The organism is Citrobacter sp. Awk 2, from assembly GCF_028069815.1.
In the GTDB taxonomy this organism is placed as follows: Bacteria; Pseudomonadota; Gammaproteobacteria; order Enterobacterales; family Enterobacteriaceae; genus Citrobacter.
Map to the genome: position 1 here is coordinate 1 of NZ_JANEWL010000023.1, position 16,491 is coordinate 16,491.

Annotated in this window: 20 protein-coding genes; all 20 read left to right on the plus strand. The window is 54.7% G+C overall.

Annotated features, from left to right (window positions below; translation table 11 throughout):
* The first annotated feature begins 261 nt into the window (after nucleotides 1–261).
* The 20 genes from NNO02_RS08495 to nikR all read left to right on the plus strand — a co-directional run bounded on the left by NNO02_RS08495 (nucleotide 262) and on the right by nikR (nucleotide 16,423).
* Entirely contained in the window at nucleotides 262–639 is a 378-nt protein-coding gene (locus tag NNO02_RS08495) for a hypothetical protein (protein WP_122973906.1), read from the plus strand.
* Between the two features lie 68 nt (nucleotides 640–707).
* Nucleotides 708–1,769: a class I SAM-dependent methyltransferase gene (locus NNO02_RS08500; protein WP_137381983.1), complete on the plus strand. Its 1,062-nt coding sequence runs from the start codon at nucleotides 708–710 to the stop codon at nucleotides 1,767–1,769.
* Nucleotides 1,770–1,809: 40 nt separating this feature from the next.
* Nucleotides 1,810–2,532 carry a beta-ketoacyl synthase chain length factor gene (locus NNO02_RS08505; protein ID WP_271454568.1) on the plus strand — a complete coding sequence of 241 codons (723 nt, stop codon included), beginning with the start codon at nucleotides 1,810–1,812 and terminating at the stop codon, nucleotides 2,530–2,532.
* On the plus strand, nucleotides 2,529–3,344 hold the full coding sequence (locus NNO02_RS08510) for a lysophospholipid acyltransferase family protein (protein ID WP_137381985.1): 816 nt from the start codon (nucleotides 2,529–2,531) through the stop codon (nucleotides 3,342–3,344). The genes NNO02_RS08505 and NNO02_RS08510 overlap by 4 nt, the downstream gene beginning before the upstream one ends.
* The gene (locus NNO02_RS08515) at nucleotides 3,325–3,582 is read left to right on the plus strand and encodes a phosphopantetheine-binding protein (RefSeq protein ID WP_048213596.1); all 258 of its coding nucleotides are present in this window, start codon (nucleotides 3,325–3,327) and stop codon (nucleotides 3,580–3,582) included. The genes NNO02_RS08510 and NNO02_RS08515 overlap by 20 nt, the downstream gene beginning before the upstream one ends.
* A 12-nt stretch (nucleotides 3,583–3,594) precedes the next feature.
* Nucleotides 3,595–3,846, plus strand: a complete 252-nt coding sequence (locus NNO02_RS08520; RefSeq protein WP_005121566.1) for an acyl carrier protein — start codon at nucleotides 3,595–3,597, stop codon at nucleotides 3,844–3,846.
* A gap of 6 nt (nucleotides 3,847–3,852) precedes the next feature.
* The gene (locus tag NNO02_RS08525) at nucleotides 3,853–4,434 is read left to right on the plus strand and encodes a hypothetical protein (RefSeq protein ID WP_271454569.1); all 582 of its coding nucleotides are present in this window, start codon (nucleotides 3,853–3,855) and stop codon (nucleotides 4,432–4,434) included.
* Complete coding sequence (locus tag NNO02_RS08530) at nucleotides 4,431–5,792, plus strand: AMP-binding protein (protein WP_271454570.1); 1,362 nt, start codon at nucleotides 4,431–4,433, stop codon at nucleotides 5,790–5,792. The genes NNO02_RS08525 and NNO02_RS08530 overlap by 4 nt, the downstream gene beginning before the upstream one ends.
* Entirely contained in the window at nucleotides 5,779–6,132 is a 354-nt protein-coding gene (locus tag NNO02_RS08535; RefSeq protein WP_172741969.1) for a beta-hydroxyacyl-ACP dehydratase, read from the plus strand. Before NNO02_RS08530 ends, NNO02_RS08535 begins: the two co-directional genes overlap by 14 nt.
* Complete coding sequence (locus NNO02_RS08540) at nucleotides 6,123–7,814, plus strand: glycosyltransferase family 2 protein (RefSeq protein WP_271454571.1); 1,692 nt, start codon at nucleotides 6,123–6,125, stop codon at nucleotides 7,812–7,814. The genes NNO02_RS08535 and NNO02_RS08540 overlap by 10 nt, the downstream gene beginning before the upstream one ends.
* A gap of 3 nt (nucleotides 7,815–7,817) precedes the next feature.
* The gene (locus NNO02_RS08545; protein WP_271454572.1) at nucleotides 7,818–8,240 is read left to right on the plus strand and encodes an acyl-CoA thioesterase; all 423 of its coding nucleotides are present in this window, start codon (nucleotides 7,818–7,820) and stop codon (nucleotides 8,238–8,240) included.
* On the plus strand, nucleotides 8,237–8,842 hold the full coding sequence (locus NNO02_RS08550) for a LolA family protein (RefSeq protein ID WP_202037513.1): 606 nt from the start codon (nucleotides 8,237–8,239) through the stop codon (nucleotides 8,840–8,842). The genes NNO02_RS08545 and NNO02_RS08550 overlap by 4 nt, the downstream gene beginning before the upstream one ends.
* Nucleotides 8,811–11,129, plus strand: a complete 2,319-nt coding sequence (locus tag NNO02_RS08555) for an MMPL family transporter (protein WP_271454573.1) — start codon at nucleotides 8,811–8,813, stop codon at nucleotides 11,127–11,129. The genes NNO02_RS08550 and NNO02_RS08555 overlap by 32 nt, the downstream gene beginning before the upstream one ends.
* Entirely contained in the window at nucleotides 11,126–11,794 is a 669-nt protein-coding gene (locus NNO02_RS08560) for a DUF3261 domain-containing protein (protein ID WP_271441304.1), read from the plus strand. The genes NNO02_RS08555 and NNO02_RS08560 overlap by 4 nt, the downstream gene beginning before the upstream one ends.
* A gap of 1 nt (nucleotide 11,795) precedes the next feature.
* Nucleotides 11,796–12,965: a beta-ketoacyl-[acyl-carrier-protein] synthase family protein gene (locus NNO02_RS08565; protein WP_271454574.1), complete on the plus strand. Its 1,170-nt coding sequence runs from the start codon at nucleotides 11,796–11,798 to the stop codon at nucleotides 12,963–12,965.
* Entirely contained in the window at nucleotides 12,962–13,438 is a 477-nt protein-coding gene (locus NNO02_RS08570; RefSeq protein ID WP_271454575.1) for an ApeP family dehydratase, read from the plus strand. The genes NNO02_RS08565 and NNO02_RS08570 overlap by 4 nt, the downstream gene beginning before the upstream one ends.
* Nucleotides 13,435–14,166, plus strand: coding sequence for a 3-ketoacyl-ACP reductase FabG2 (locus NNO02_RS08575; RefSeq protein ID WP_271454576.1), 732 nt, complete (start codon nucleotides 13,435–13,437; stop codon nucleotides 14,164–14,166). Before NNO02_RS08570 ends, NNO02_RS08575 begins: the two co-directional genes overlap by 4 nt.
* Nucleotides 14,163–15,392, plus strand: coding sequence for a beta-ketoacyl-ACP synthase (locus NNO02_RS08580; protein ID WP_271441300.1), 1,230 nt, complete (start codon nucleotides 14,163–14,165; stop codon nucleotides 15,390–15,392). Before NNO02_RS08575 ends, NNO02_RS08580 begins: the two co-directional genes overlap by 4 nt.
* A gap of 1 nt (nucleotide 15,393) precedes the next feature.
* On the plus strand, nucleotides 15,394–15,972 hold the full coding sequence (acpT, locus tag NNO02_RS08585) for a 4'-phosphopantetheinyl transferase AcpT (protein ID WP_271441299.1): 579 nt from the start codon (nucleotides 15,394–15,396) through the stop codon (nucleotides 15,970–15,972).
* Nucleotides 15,973–16,021: 49 nt separating this feature from the next.
* A complete protein-coding gene (gene nikR, locus NNO02_RS08590; RefSeq protein ID WP_005121550.1) occupies nucleotides 16,022–16,423 on the plus strand; it encodes a nickel-responsive transcriptional regulator NikR in 402 nt (133 codons plus the stop codon).
* The last annotated feature ends 68 nt before the right edge of the window (nucleotides 16,424–16,491 follow it).

Here is a 16,491-nt window from a genome sequence, read left to right on the forward strand (position 1 = left end):
ATTTAAAGGTTATTTTATTTGATACGTTTTATCTAAAAATCTATACTTCTCGCCAATGATGATGCTGAAAAATTTCCGTTGAAGAAAATCACCGAATATTACCATCCGGTAACCTCCGTCGCCTTGCTATCGGACACGTGAAATAAAATGCTAATTTAGCTTAAATAAAATCACAGGTGCTGCAGGGTGATCATTATTTCGAAGCTTATTATTAAACACGTATAAACAGTACTTTGATAGGGAGTTTTAATGAAACAGTATATTAAGTGGTTTGCGGCCATTGCCGTTGTCGGTGCGCTGGCGGGATGTGCGCGTACTGCGCCGATCGATCAAGTTCACACCAGCGTAAGCGCGGGGCACACTCAGGATCAGGTTAAAACCGCGATTCTGAAAGCGGGCATTCAACGCCAATGGGTCATGTCTGAAGCCGGTCCTGGTGTCATTAAAGCACGCCAACAAACCCGCGACCATGTGGCTGAAGTCCGTATCACTTATACCGCCACCAGCTATGACATTAAATACGACAGCAGCCTTAACCTGCAGGCTTCTGGTGGAAAAATCCATAAAAACTACAACCGCTGGGTACGCAATCTGGATAAAGACATCCAGCTCAATCTGTCAGCCGGTGCCAATCTGTAATTACGCCTAAAGTCGGGCCGAAAAGGCCCGATACTCTTACTCTCTGCCATTTAACAGGTTGTCCCCACATGTACGAACAGGATTCGCTTAGCGCACTGGATGCCATTACTGAAGCACAACGTATCGCCTTTGCCCCTATGCTTTTTCAAACCGCGTTGTGTCTGCGAAATGCGGGAGTACTCACCTGGCTGGACAAGCAAGGTAAACGCGGTGCCACGCTCGACGAAATTACCGAGAACAGCACCATAAACGAATATGCCGCCAGCATCCTGTTGGATATGGGGTTAAGTGGGCGAATCATTACCCACAAAGAAGGATATTATTACCTCGCAAAAGTCGGCCACTTCCTTTTACATGACACGATGACGCGTGTGAATATGGATTTCACCCAGGATGTTTGTTATCAGGGACTGTTCTATCTGGAGAATGCGCTGAAAGAAGGGAAACCCGCTGGATTAAAAATTTTTGGCGACTGGCCAACAATCTATCCTGCACTGTCACAATTACCCCTGGCTGCGCGTGAAAGTTGGTTCGCTTTCGATCATTACTATTCAGATGGCGCATTTGATGCCGCATTGCCATATGTATTCGCCAGCGCCCCTGCAACCCTGTACGATGTCGGCGGAAATACCGGAAAATGGGCATTACGTTGTTGTCAACATGATGACAATATTGCAGTCACTCTATTAGATTTGCCGCAACAAATTGCACTTGCCCGCGAAAATATCGAAAATGCGGGATTATCCCATCGCATAAATTTCCATGCTGTGGATATGCTTAGCGACTCGCCTTTACCCGCAGAGGCAGATATCTGGTGGATGAGCCAATTTCTGGACTGTTTTTCCCCGGAACAAATTATCGCCATACTGAGCAACATTGCTCGGGTGATGAAACCGGGCGCGAAGCTGTGCATTATGGAACTGTTTTGGGATGCCCAAAAATTTGAAGCGGCCTCATTTAGCCTGAATGCGTCTTCGCTTTATTTTACCTGTATGGCGAATGGCAACAGCCGTTTCTACAGCGTAGAGAAGTTTTATCACTATCTGAATCAGGCAGGTTTTCAGGTAGATGAACGCCACGACAACTTAGGTGTTGGGCATACTTTATTGATATGTCAGAAGAAAAAATAAGAAACAATCGGAAAAACCGATTTACCGCGGATACGCGTTGATGAAATTTGCATTCAACATTATCGACTGGCAGGCCAAGGCGCCAGGGTTAAGCGAAACAGAACAGTGGCATGAATGGTCACGGTTTTCGCACGCCATCGATCCCACCGCGCCATTGGCTAAACTCAGCGAGTTACCGATGATGACGGCTCGCCGCCTCAGCTCCGGTAGCAAACTGGCCGTTGATTGCGGGCTGGCGATGCTACGCCGTCATGATATCGACGCCGTGTTGTACACCAGCCGCCATGGTGAACTGGAGCGTAACTACAGGATCCTGCACGCTCTGGCGACTGAGCAGGCACTCTCACCGACCGATTTCGCCCTCTCTGTGCATAATTCTGCGGTGGGAAACCTGACCATTGCCGCGAAAAAACCGATTGTCTCCTCCTCGCTTTCTGCTGGCAGGGATACGTTCCAGCAGGGGCTGTGCGAAATCATCGGGCTGTTGCAGGCGGGATATCAGCGTGTATTGATGGTCGATTTCGACGGTTTTCTGCCCGAGTTTTATCATCCACAGTTGCCGCCTGATATGCCGACATGGCCGTTTGCCGTTGCATTGGTTATTGAATCCGGCGATCGCTGGCAATGTGAAACCCGTCCACGCCGCGCGCAAGGTGAGACGTCATTGCCACAGAGTCTGTTGTTTTTACAACATTATTTGCAAGATACCACGGCGTTTACCCTGCCAGGCGAACGCGTACAGTGGCAGTGGAGTCAGGGATGAACACGATTTTCCTGCGGCTTAATTGGGTATGGCGACTGGTGATGACCGGTTTTTGCTTTGCCCTGTTTGGCCTCGGCGGACTGCTCCTTTCTACCGTCTGGTTTAACGTATTGCTCATCGCAGTATGGGATAAAGCCCGGCGTCGGCGTATCGCCAGACGCAGCATTGCTGCCAGTTTTCGCCTCTTTTTAACGGTGGTGAAGCGACTTGGCGTGCTGGATTACCAGATTGCAGGACGAGACATTTTACGCAACGAACAAGGGTGCCTGGTCGTCGCCAATCACCCGACGCTCATCGACTACGTGTTACTGGCCTCGGTCATGCCAGAAACCGACTGTCTGGTAAAAAGCGCATTACTGAAAAACCCGTTTCTCGGCGGCGTGGTCCGGGCAGCAGATTATCTGATTAACAGTCAGGCTGATGCGCTGTTACCCGCGTGCCAGCAACGTCTGGAACAAGGTGATACCATTTTAATTTTCCCCGAGGGAACCCGTACACGCCCCGGAGAGGAAATGACGTTACAGCGTGGTGCGGCGAATATCGCCGTACGCTGCAGCAGCGATTTACGCATCGTCACCATTAACTGCAGCGAACAAATGCTGGATAAAGAAAGCAAATGGTACGACGTCCCATCGATAAAGCCCATGTTCACCATTTCAGTACACGAACGGGTTAAGATCGACCAATTTTACGACGCAAATTCACAAGAACCGGCGCTGGCCGCAAGGCAGTTGAACCGGCATCTTTTGCTTCAATTACAACCAGGTACTTTACCTCTTTCAGGAATTAATGATGCAAGCGCTTTATCTTGAAATCAAAAATCTCATTATAACGACATTGAATCTCGACGAACTGACAGCTGACGATATTGATACCGAAGCGGCACTCTTTGGCGATGGATTAGGTCTGGACTCAATCGACGCCCTGGAGCTGGGGCTGGCGGTGAAAAACGAGTATGGCGTGGTCCTCTCAGCAGAGAGCGAAGAAATGCGTCAGCACTTCTTCTCCGTCGCCACGCTGGCATCGTTCATTCACGCGCAACGTGCCTGAGGATAGTCCGTTATGACCGAACAAAAAGCCATTTACGAAGAAGTCTCCTCACTGCTGGTCAAGCTGTTTGAAGTCGACCCGCAGGACATTAAGCCTGAGGCGCGCCTGTACGAAGATCTGGAACTCGACAGCATCGACGCCGTCGACATGATCGTGCATCTGCAAAAGAAAACCGGTAAGAAAATCAAGCCGGAAGAGTTCAAAGCAGTACGCACCGTACAAGATGTCGTCGACGCGGTAGAACGCCTTCTCAAAGAAGCGTAATTCACCATGTCGGGCACCCGCTCGCTGCCAGTCGTACAACTGCTAACAGGCCTACTGTTGTTGGCCTGGCCGTTTTTGATCTGGTTTGGCCTTGCGCATAACAGTCTGCACTGGTTGCTACCGTTGATGGCGCTACTCCTTTTTTTACGCTTTCGCCAGACCCGGCGACAGGCGGGACCGTTGCGCGTCGTGACACAGGTCGTGGCGGTCGCGGGTATCACGTTGTGCATTGCCAGTTATCTGCTCAAAACGCATCAGTTGCTGCTGTTTTACCCGGTAGTGGTAAACGGCGTCATGCTGTCGGTATTTGGTGGTTCTCTGTGGTCCGCGATGCCCATTGTTGAACGCCTGGCGCGGCTGCGCGACCCAAATCTGCCCGAGGCAGGAGTACGCTACACACGCCGTGTGACACAAATCTGGTGCGCCTTTTTCATCATCAATGGCAGCGTTGCGCTCTTTACCGCACTGAATGGCGATATGACCCTGTGGACGACCTGGAACGGTATGGTTTCCTATCTGCTGTTGGGAACATTGATGGTCGGCGAGTGGTTAGTTCGCCAACTAGTGATAAAACGAGATACCCAATGAAGCAGCCCCTCACACTTGCTCAATGGCTCTGTGACCTACGCCCAAACGACGTTCCTGTTGCGTGGCAGGAAGAGCATACCTGGACGCTGGGTCATCTGCGCCACGATGTGGCCCAGTTGATAACGTACCTGCAGCAGCAGGAAGGTGAGCGCTGGGCATTGTGCTTCGAGAACAGCTATTTATTTATCGTCGCGCTACTGGCCTCGCTACATGCTGGCAAAACGCCAGTGATTCCTGGGCATTGTCGCGTTTCGTTGTTAAACGAGCAGCACAGGCTGTTTGACGGGGTACTGAGCGATAAAGCGCTGGAGTGGCAGGGAGTGCTGCGGGTGGTCAGTTCTGCCATGACACCCGTGACCCACGACATCACGTTTCCGGCAATACGCAGCGACGCCTTTGTGGAGCTGTTCACTTCCGGTTCGACCGGCCAGCCGAAACGCGTGATCAAACCGATCGCTCGCCTGGATAGCGAAGCGGCATTGCTCGCGACGCGCTTTGCCGATCGTCTGGCAGGTTGCCGGGTGGTTGCGTCTGTGGTTCCGCAACATCTGTATGGTCTGACGTTTCGTATTTTCTTGCCAATGGCCTTAGGTCTACCGCTGCACGCAGCAATGCTTTGGTATGCCGAACAACTGGCGGCGTTGAGCTCTGATCATCGGTATGCGTTTATCAGCAGTCCGGCGTTTCTGAAACGCCTCGACCACCACCTGGCACCGCCGCCGGTCGAACTGATACTGTCTGCGGGTGGTATGCTGCCCTGGCAAGACGTCACCCAGGCTGCTGACTGGCTGAATGTCTGGCCCGATGAGATCTACGGCAGCACTGAAACCGGCATCCTTGCGTGGCGTTATCGCCGTCAAGATGATGTGGCATGGCTGCCTTTTCCCGGCGTCAGATTTCAACCAGAAAATGACGCATTTCGCGTATTTTCACCGCTAATTGCCGCTGATGATGGCCTGTTGCTGGATGATATTCTGCAATTTACTGAAAACGGTCAGTTTCGCCTGATGGGCAGGCGTGGGCGAGTCGTCAAGATTGAAGAGAAACGCATTTCACTCAGCGAAGTGGAGCAACGCTTGCTGGCACTGGACGGTATCTGCGATGTCGCGGCATTGCCGGTCTCACGCGGGGGGCGCCAGGGCGTTGGCGTCCTTCTGGTACTGGATGACAAAGCCCATCAACGCTGGATCGAGTGCGGAGGAAAACCGCAAGAACTGACCTGGCGACGTTCGCTGTTGCCCTGGCTGGAGCCGGTCGCCGTTCCCCGCTACTGGCGGGTGATTGATGAAATTCCGGTCAACAGTATGAACAAGCGTGTCTATGCGCAATTACAGGAGTTATTTCATGAAACCCCATGAAATCGAGCGCCATCAGGCACAGCCTCAACAGGCTGAGATTGTTTTACATCTCGACCCTTCGCTGTTTTGGTTCAGCGGACATTTTGCCGTGCAGCCACTGCTGCCAGGCGTTGCACAACTGGATTGGGCGATGCATTACGCCACCACGTTGCTGGTCCCTGGCTGGCGTTTTCACAGTATTCAGAACGTGAAGTTCCAGTCACCGCTATTGCCTGGAACCACCGTCACCCTGAGCCTGAGCTGGCAGGAAGAACGTCAGATGCTCTCTTTTAGTTACCAGCGCCACGACGGTGAAGCGCGCCATACCGCCAGCAGTGGGAAGATTCGGTTATGCCGCTGACGTTTTCCCCGTGCGTGTTGATCCCCTGCTATAACCACGGCGCGATGATGTCGGGCGTATTGGATCGTCTTCAGCCGTTCAATCTCCCCTGCATTGTGGTGGACGATGGCAGCGACAAGACCACACAAGACGAACTGGCACGCCTGGCGGCAGAATACCGCAATCTGACGTTAATTCGCCTGCCGGTCAACGCAGGCAAAGGCGCGGCGGTGATTAGCGGAATACAGGCGGCGGCAGATGCCGGGTTTAGTCATGCCGTGCAGGTCGATGCCGACGGGCAGCATGCCATTGAAGATATTCCCAGGCTGCTGGCATTGGCAAAAGAACATCCGACAGCGCTCATTTCCGGGCAACCGATTTACGATGATTCTGTTCCTCGCTCGCGCCTGTACGGACGCTGGGTAACTCACATCTGGGTGTGGATAGAAACGCTCTCGTTGCAGCTAAAAGACAGCATGTGTGGTTTCCGTGTGTATCCGGTGGCACCTACACTGCAACTGGCACAGCGCGTGACGCTCGGCAAACGGATGGATTTTGATACCGAAGTGATGGTGCGCCTCTACTGGCAAGGCAACACCAGCTATTTTATCCCAACGCGAGTCACCTATCCGCAGGACGGGCTATCCCATTTCGACGCGCTCAAAGACAATCTGCGCATTTCATTAATGCACACTCGCCTGTTTTTTGGCATGTTGCCGCGTATCCCCTCCCTGCTTTTTCGTCGTTCATCAACACACTGGGCGCAGCAGCAGGAAGTCAAAGGGTTGTGGGGAATGCGTCTGATGCTGCTGGTCTGGCGTTTACTCGGTCGCAAAGCCTTCTCCCTGCTACTGTATCCGGTAGTCGGCGTTTACTGGCTCACCGCATCAACTGCCCGAAAAGCCTCTCAGAGCTGGATTAGCCGCGTACGGGCGCAACTGATCGCACGCCGGATGCCAGTACCGTCAAACCTGACCAGTTATCAGCATTTCCTGCGTTTTGGCGGCGCGATGTTGGATAAGATTGCCAGCTGGCGCGGTGAGCTGCACGTTGGCCGCGATGTTGTTTTTGCACCAGGCGCAGAAGAAACGCTAAATGTCAGCGACCCGCGAGGAAAACTGCTGCTGGCTTCGCATCTGGGTGATGTCGAAGCCTGTCGGGCACTGGCCCAACTACAGGGCAGTAAGACAATCAATGCGCTGGTATTTAGCGATAACGCCCAACGCTTTAAACAAATCATGGAAGAGATGGCCCCGCAGGCTGGGTTAAACCTGCTTCCGGTGAACGATATCGGCCCGGATACCGCCATTCTGCTCAAAGAGAAACTGGATCGTGGCGAATGGATAGCCATCGTCGGCGATCGCATCGCCGTCACTACCCAACGTGGCGGCGAATGGCGTGTCTGCTGGAGCCGCTTTATGGGGCAAGTTGCGCCATTCCCACAGGGCCCGTTCATTCTTGCATCTATTTTACGCTGCCCGGTGGATCTGATTTTCGCCCTGCGCCAGCAGGAGAAGCTACATATCCACTGCGAACCGTTTGCTGACCCGCTGCTCTTGCCACGCGCTACCCGACAACAGGCATTACAACATACCGTCGATCGCTACGCCGAACGCCTTGAGCACTATGCACTTCAGTCGCCACTCGACTGGTTTAACTTTTTCGATTTCTGGCAACTGCCGGACACCAAAGACAAGGAGTAAAGGGTGCTTAACGATCCCCGCTTTACGGCTGAAGTCGAGCTGACTATTCCGTTTCACGACGTCGATATGATGGGTGTAGCGTGGCATGGCAACTACTTCCGCTATTTCGAGACTGCCCGTGAGGCACTGCTGAACCAATTCGATTACGGTTATCGGCAGATGAAAGAATCTGGCTATCTGTGGCCCGTGGTCGACACTCGCGTGAAGTATCGCAATGCCCTGACTTTCGAGCAGCGTATCCGTGTACGCGCCCAAATTAAAGAGTTCGAAAATCGCCTGCGTATCGGCTACGAAATTTTTGATGCTGAAACAGGGAAACGCGCCACAACAGGCTACACCATCCAGGTCGCCGTCGACGAAAAAAGCCGTGAACTGTGCTTTGTCAGCCCCGATATTCTGTTTGAACGGATGGGAGTGACACCATGAAATTATGGCCATTGCTTCTGCTGCTCGTCAGCCCTTTCGTCAGCGCCCTGACGCTTGACGCCCTGCAACAGCGTTTTACCGAACAACCGGTGGTTCGCGCCCATTTCGATCAAACCCGGACGATAAAGGATCTGCCGCAGCCGCTGCGATCTCAGGGCAACATGTTGATCGCCCGCGACCAGGGGCTGTTATGGGACCAAACCGCGCCGTTCCCGATGCAGTTGCTACTGGATGACAAACGGATGGTTCAGGCGATTAACGGTCAACCGCCGCAGACCATCACCGCGGAGAATAACCCGCAAATGTTCCAGTTTAACCATCTGCTACGGGCGTTATTCCAGGCGGATCGTAAGGTGCTGGAACAAAACTTCCGCGTGGCGTTTGCAGACTTAGGGGACGGGCGCTGGACGCTACGCCTGACGCCAATCACCACCCCGCTGGATAAGATTTTTGCGACGATTGATTTAGCCGGAAAGACCTACCTGGAGAGTATTCAGCTCAATGATAAGCAGGGCGATCGCACCGATATCGCGCTTTCCCAACACCAACTCACGCCAGCGCAACTGACCGATGACGAACGCCAACGCTTTGCCGCCCAGTAAACGCCCCGCGCTGTTATGGGGAGCCGCCTGCCTGATTCTGCTGGGCATCTTGCTGACGCTGCTACCTCAGGCCCGGCTTAACAGCAGCGTGCTGGCCATGTTGCCAAAGCAAACACTGGGGGCCATCCCGCCGAGTCTGAACGAGGGTTTTATGCAGCGCCTTGACCGGCAATTGGTCTGGCTGGTGAGCCCCAGTAAACAACCGGACCCGACGGTGGCGCGCGACTGGCTGGCGCGACTGCAAAAATCGCACGCGCTGGCTCAGGTGAAAGGCCCGATGGATGCCAACAGCCAGCAGGCCTGGGGGGCTTTCTTCTGGCAACATCGTAACGGCCTGATAGATAACGACACCCGCGCCCGTCTGCAAAACGGCGGCGAAGCGCAGGCCCAGTGGATTCTGTCCCAGCTTTACTCGGCGTTCTCCGGCGTCAGCGGCAAAGAGCTACAAAACGATCCCCTCATGCTGATGCGCGGCTCGCAGTTGGCCATGGCTAAAAGTGGGCAGCGTTTACGCCTGATGGACGGTTGGCTGGTCACGCAGGACGAACAAGGCAACTACTGGTATCTGTTACATGGCGAGCTGACCGGTTCATCGTTTGATATGCAACAGACGCACCAATTGGTCACTACACTGAATACGCTGGAAGGTGAGTTCAAAACCCACTATCCGCAGGCACAACTGCTGTCTCGCGGGACGCTGTTCTACAGCGATTACGCCAGCCAGCAGGCGAAACAGGATATCTCGACCCTCGGCATAGCGACCGTGATCGGGGTGATCCTGCTCATCGTGGCCGTGTTTCGTTCGCTGCGTCCGCTGCTGCTGTGCCTGATTTCAATTGGTATTGGCGCGCTGGCGGGAACCGTCGTCACGCTGCTGATTTTTGGCGAGCTCCATCTGATGACGCTGGTGATGAGCATGAGCATCATCGGTATTTCTGCCGACTATACGCTCTACTATTTGACCGAGCGGATGGTGCACGGCGCAGAAACATCGCCATGGCAAAGCCTTGCCAAAGTACGCAATGCCCTGCTCCTGGCACTACTGACCACCGTGGCGGCGTATCTGATTATGATGCTCGCCCCCTTCCCCGGTATTCGCCAGATGGCGGTATTCGCGGCGGTGGGTCTGAGTGCCTCATGTTTGACAGTCATTTTCTGGCACCCCTGGTTGTGTCGTCGCTTGCCGGTGCGCCCGGTTCCGGCAATGGTGCTCATGCTACGCTGGCTTGCCGCCTGGCGGCGGAATAAGACAGTATCCGTTGGCCTGCCGGTGGCGCTGGCATTGTTCTCGTTGGCAGGCATGGCGACGCTACGCGTAGACGATGATATCTCCCAGTTACAGGCGCTGCCGCAGGGCATTCTCGCTCAGGAAAAAGCGATTACCGCCCTGACCGGGCAAAGCGTCGACCAGAAGTGGTTTGTCGTGTACGGCAAATCCGCTCAGCAAACGCTGGAGCGACTGGAAGCCTTTACTCCCGCGCTGGAAGAGGCAAAAAAAGACGGATTACTCAGCGGGTATCGCACCATTCCGCTCAATTCACTCGCCCGGCAGCAGCAGGATCTCACCCTGTTAAAAGATGCCGCGCCCGCCGTCACAACGGCCTTAAACAGCGCCGGACTGGCAACGGTGAACCCCGATCTTAGCGCCATGCCGGTCACCGTCGATGCCTGGCTTTCCAGCCCGGCCAGTGAGGGCTGGCGCTTGCTGTGGCTGTCGCTGGCGGACGGCGAAAGCAGCGTACTGGTTCCCGTTGAAGGCGTGAAACAAAGTGATGCTTTAAACACACTCAGCACGAAATATTCCGGCGTGGCGTGGGTGGATCGTAAGAGCAGCTTTGACAATCTGTTTGCCCTTTATCGCCATATTCTGACGGGCTTGCTGTGTGTTGCACTGGCAGTAATTGCCTGTGGTGCCGTGATTCGACTTGGCTGGCGTAAGGGCTTAATTAGCCTGGTCCCCTCCGTGTTATCTTTAGGTTGTGGTCTGGCGGTACTGGCCCTGAGTGGCCATGCGCTCAACTTGTTCTCACTGCTGGCATTGGTGTTGGTACTGGGAATTGGCATTAACTACACGCTGTTTTTCAGTAATCCACGCGGTACGCCACTGACGTCACTACTGGCTATCACGCTGGCGATGATGACCACGCTCCTGACGCTCGGCATGCTGGTCTTTAGCGCCACTCAGGCAATCAGCAGTTTTGGCATTGTGCTGGTAAGCGGCATTTTCACCGCCTTCCTGCTGTCACCGCTGGCGATGCCAACGAAAAGAGAGAAGAAAAAACGATGAGTAAACCGATATTTCGTTGGTTGAGTGGGCTTTTGCCGGATGGCGGCATTGTCGGTCAACACCAGCGCATCAATTGTAGGCCGGATAAGCACAGCGCCATCCGGCGGGGCCTGCTCGTCGCCACGTTACTGCTGGCCGGATGCGGCCACTCGCAGCCGGAACAGCAAGGCCGTCCGCAAGCCTGGTTAGAGCCGGGCGCTCGTGTGACGCTACCTGCTCCGGGGATTTCTCCCGCGGTGAATTCACAACAGCTGCTGACCGGAAGTTTTAACGGCAAAACTCAGTCGCTGTTGGTCATGCTTAACGCTGATGATAAGAAAATCACACTGGCCGGCTTGTCATCAGTTGGCATTCGCCTGTTCCTCGTGACTTACGATGAAAAAGGATTGCACACCGAGCAATCGATCATCGTTCCGCAACTGCCGCCCGCCAGTCAGGTGCTGGCTGACGTGATGCTCAGCCATTGGCCAATTAGCGCCTGGCAACCGCAATTACCTCAAGGCTGGAGGCTCGTCGATACGGGTGATACGCGTGAACTGCGCAATAGCCGCGGCAAACTGGTCACGGAAATCACGTATCTGAATCGAAAAGGAAAACGCGAACCGATCAGCATTGAGCAGCACGTATTTAAATACCACATCACCATTCAATACCTGGGTGACTGAGATGATCTACATTTCTGCCGTTGGCATGATTAACGCGTTGGGCAATAACACCGATGAAATCGCAGCCAACCTCACACGTGGCATCGCGCCGGGAATGCGCCCACGCGCGAACTGGCTGCAAGGACACCCACCCGCCGTATTAGCAGGCGTAGACGGTGAGCTGCCCGCGATCCCTCAGCAATTTAGCGCACATCGTTCGCGCAATAACCAGCTACTGCTGGCCGCACTGGCACAAATCCAGCCGCAGGTGGACGACGCTATCACCCGGTTTGGCCGCGATCGTATTGCTGTCGTTCTCGGTACCAGCACCTCCGGTCTGGATGAAGGTGACGTTCACGTTGATCTAATACTCAACGACAAAGAGAGCACCGACTGGCGCTACCCGCAGCAGGAACTGGGCGATCCGTCGCGTTTTCTTAGCCACTGGCTGGCGCTGGATGGCCCGGCCTTTACGCTCTCAACCGCCTGCTCGTCCAGTGCGCGGGCTATCATGAGCGGACGTCGTTTGATCGAATCTGGTCTGGTCGATATCGCCATTGTCGGCGGTGCGGATACGCTAAGCCGAATGCCAATCAACGGGTTCCACAGTCTGGAGTCGCTCTCCCCAACGCGATGCCAGCCGTTTGGCCGCGACCGCAATGGGATCACCATCGGCGAAGGTGCCGCATTGATGGTATTAACCCGCGAGCCACAGCCCATTGCACTCCTGGGCGTCGGCGAATCCAGCGATGCGTACCATATTTCGGCTCCCCACCCGCAGGGAGAAGGTGCCATTCGCGCCATAGGCCAGGCACTTAACGACGCAGGAATGACACCGGAACACGTGGGCTATATCAATCTGCACGGAACGGCCACTCCGCTAAATGATCAAATTGAATCCAACGTCGTGAGCACACTATTTGGCGACACGGTCCCATGCAGCTCGACCAAACACCTGACCGGCCACACGCTGGGCGCTGCGGGGATCACCGAAGCCGCGATCAGTATGCTGATTCTGCAACGCAACCTGCCACTGCCACCGCAGGATTTTAGCCAGTCACCGCGCGATGTAACATTGCCCCCCTGCGGCATCATTGAACAGCCGCAGCCGCTGACTCGTCCAGTAATCTTATCTAACTCGTTCGCCTTCGGCGGTAATAATGCCAGCATCCTGCTCGGGAGAATCTCATGAGCCACTATTTATCACCGGGCGATTATTTACCGCATGATGCACCGATGCTGCTCCTTGAAGAGGTCGTCAGTGTGGCGGACGAAACCGCCACCTGCCACGTTACGGTATCAGCAAACAGCGTACTGGCCCCTTTCCTCGACCCTGATGGCAATTTGCCCGGCTGGTTCGCACTGGAATTAATGGCGCAGACCATTGGCGTCTGGTCTGGCTGGCACCGCCAGCAACACGGTCAGGCGAGTATTGCGTTAGGTATGGTGCTGGGCGCACGCGAGTTAGTCTGTGCTGCGGGTGTTCTACCTGACGGGAAGAGGCTGAGCATCCATGTCAAATTGCTGATGCAGGATGCACGATTCGGTAGCTTTGAATGCATCATTCAGGCAGACAACAAGACGCTGGCAACCGGTCGCGTCAACACCTTCCAGCCAACAGCAGAAGAAATTAACACGCTATTTCAACAAGGAGCGTCCACATGAGTCGTTCAGTTTTAGTTACGGGTGCCAGCAAAGGTATCGGTCGCGCCATCGCCAGACAACTGGCGGCAGACGGCTTTGTGGTCGGCGTGCACTATCATCGCGATGCGCAAGGTGCACAAGACACGCTGGAGGCTATCCTCGCCGCTGGCGGCACAGGGCGTCTGTTGACGTTTGACGTTGCCAATCGCGAGCAGTGCCGTGAAGTACTGGAGCACGATATTGAGGTTAACGGCGCATGGTACGGTATTGTCAGCAACGCAGGGGTGACGCGTGATGCCGCCTTCCCAGCGCTCAGTGATAACGACTGGGATGCGGTGATCCACACCAACCTCGACAGCTTTTACAACGTCATTCATCCGTGCATGATGCCAATGATTAGCGCACGCCAGGGTGGTCGTATCATCACACTGTCTTCGGTATCCGGCGTGATGGGCAACCGCGGTCAGGTTAATTACAGTGCAGCAAAAGCCGGTATTATTGGCGCCACCAAAGCGCTGGCCATCGAACTGGCAAAACGCAAAATTACCGTAAACTGCATTGCACCAGGACTGATTGATACCGGGATGATCGAGATGGAAGAAGCCGCATTGAAAGAGGCGATGTCGATGATCCCCATGAAACGGATAGGTCAGGCTGAAGAAGTGGCCGGGCTTGCCAGCTATTTAATGTCGGATGTGGCGGGCTATGTCACTCGCCAGGTGATTTCCATCAATGGAGGGATGTTATGACACGTCGTGTCGTGATTACAGGCATGGGCGGCGTCACCGCCTTTGGGGAAAACTGGCAGGATGTCTCCGCCAGGCTATTGGCGTATGAAAATGCGGTACGCAAAATGCCGGAGTGGCAGGTTTATGACGGACTGCACACGCTGTTGGGTGCGCCGATCGACAACTTCACGCTGCCGGAACACTATACCCGCAAGCGCATTCGCGCCATGGGTCGCGTGTCGCTGATGTCCACTCGCGCATCAGAACTGGCGTTAGAACAGGCCGGACTGATTGGCGATCGGGTACTGACCAACGGTGAAACCGGAATAGCATACGGTTCCTCCACAGGCAGCACCGGGCCGGTGAGTGAGTTCGCGACCATGCTGACCGAGAAGCACACCAATAACATCACCGGCACAACCTACGTGCAAATGATGCCGCACACCACGGCCGTTAACACCGGATTATTTTTCGGCCTGCGTGGGCGAGTCATCCCGACATCCAGCGCCTGCACCTCCGGTAGCCAGGCCATTGGTTACGCATGGGAAGCCATCCGTCACGGCTATCAAACGGTGATGGTTGCCGGTGGTGCAGAAGAACTGTGCCCTTCCGAAGCCGCCGTATTTGATACGCTGTTCGCCACCAGCCAGCGCAACGACGAACCGAAAACCACCCCCTCCCCATTCGATGAAAAACGCGATGGCCTGGTCATCGGGGAAGGCGCAGGTACGCTGGTGCTGGAAGAGTTGGAACACGCTAAAGCACGTGGAGCAACGATTTACGGTGAAATCGTCGGCTTTGCCACTAACTGCGATGCAGCCCATATCACCCAGCCACAGCGCGAAACGATGCAGATTTGCATGGAAAAATCGCTGAGCATGGCCGGTATTAGCGCCCAGGATATCGGCTATATTTCAGCGCACGGTACCGCAACCGATCGTGGCGATATTGCAGAAAGTCAGGCGACTGCCGCAATTTATGGTGATAATGTGCCGCTATCCTCGCTTAAAAGCTATTTTGGGCATACCCTTGGCGCTTGTGGCGCACTGGAGGCCTGGATGAGTCTGCAAATGATGCGTGAAGGCTGGTTTGCGCCTACGCTGAATTTGAGTCAGCCAGATGCCAATTGTGGCGCGCTGGATTACATTATGGGTGAAGCCCGCAAGATTGATTGCGAGTTTTTGCAGAGCAATAACTTTGCGTTTGGCGGCATCAATACTTCTATCATCATCAAACGTTGGCCGTGATATGTACCGGATCGTTCTAGGGAAAGTTTCTGATTTAAGCACCGGCGTACTGCCTCATGCGCTCTATGAGCAGGCACCGCAGGGTGCTCGCCGCGCACGCTGGCTGGCGGGCCGCGTGCTGCTTTCCCATGCCCTTTCGCCATTGCCTGATATCGTCTACGGCGAGCAAGGAAAACCGGCCTTTTCAGCCGACACGCCGCTGTGGTTCAATCTTAGCCACAGCGGTGATGACATTGCTCTGCTGCTTAGCGACGAAGGGGAAGTGGGCTGCGATATTGAAGTCGTGCGCCCGCGCGAAAACTGGAAGACACTGGCAAATACGGTGTTCAGTCTCGGGGAACATGCCGAAATCGAAGCAGAACATCCGGAACACCAACTGGCGGCTTTCTGGCGCATCTGGACGCGCAAAGAAGCCATCGTTAAGCAGCGTGGCGGCAGCGCCTGGCAAATTGTCAGCGTCGATAGCACTACGCTGACAACCTCGCTCTCCGTTAGCCAGTGCCAGCTCGACACCCTGAGTCTGGCCGTGTGCACGCCAACGCCATTTACCCTGACAGCCGACGCCGTGCAGAGGCTGTAACTCCCGCATTCCCTGTGCGCCGACGCGCGACATGAAAGGTTAACTGCAGATGCAACGAGTCACCATTACTCTCGATGACGATTTACTGGAAACGCTGGATAGCCTGAGCCAGCGCCGTGGTTACAACAACCGTTCTGAAGCGATTCGCGATATTTTGCGTGGCGCACTGGCGCAGGAAACGACCCAGGAGCATGGCACTCAGGGCTTCGCGGTACTCTCGTACGTTTATGAACATGAGAAGCGTGATTTGGCCAGCCGCATTGTTTCGACGCAGCACCATCACCATGATTTGTCGGTCGCTACGCTACACGTTCACATCAACCATGACGACTGCCTGGAAATCGCCGTTCTGAAAGGCGATATGGGCGATGTTCAGCATTTTGCCGATGATGTGATTTCCCAACGCGGCGTACGTCATGGTCATTTGCAGTGCCTGCCGAAAGAAGAGTAATTGCCTGTTTCGTTGCCGGATGGCGGCTGCGCCTTATCCGGCCTACGTAGGCCGGGCAAGCGAAGCGC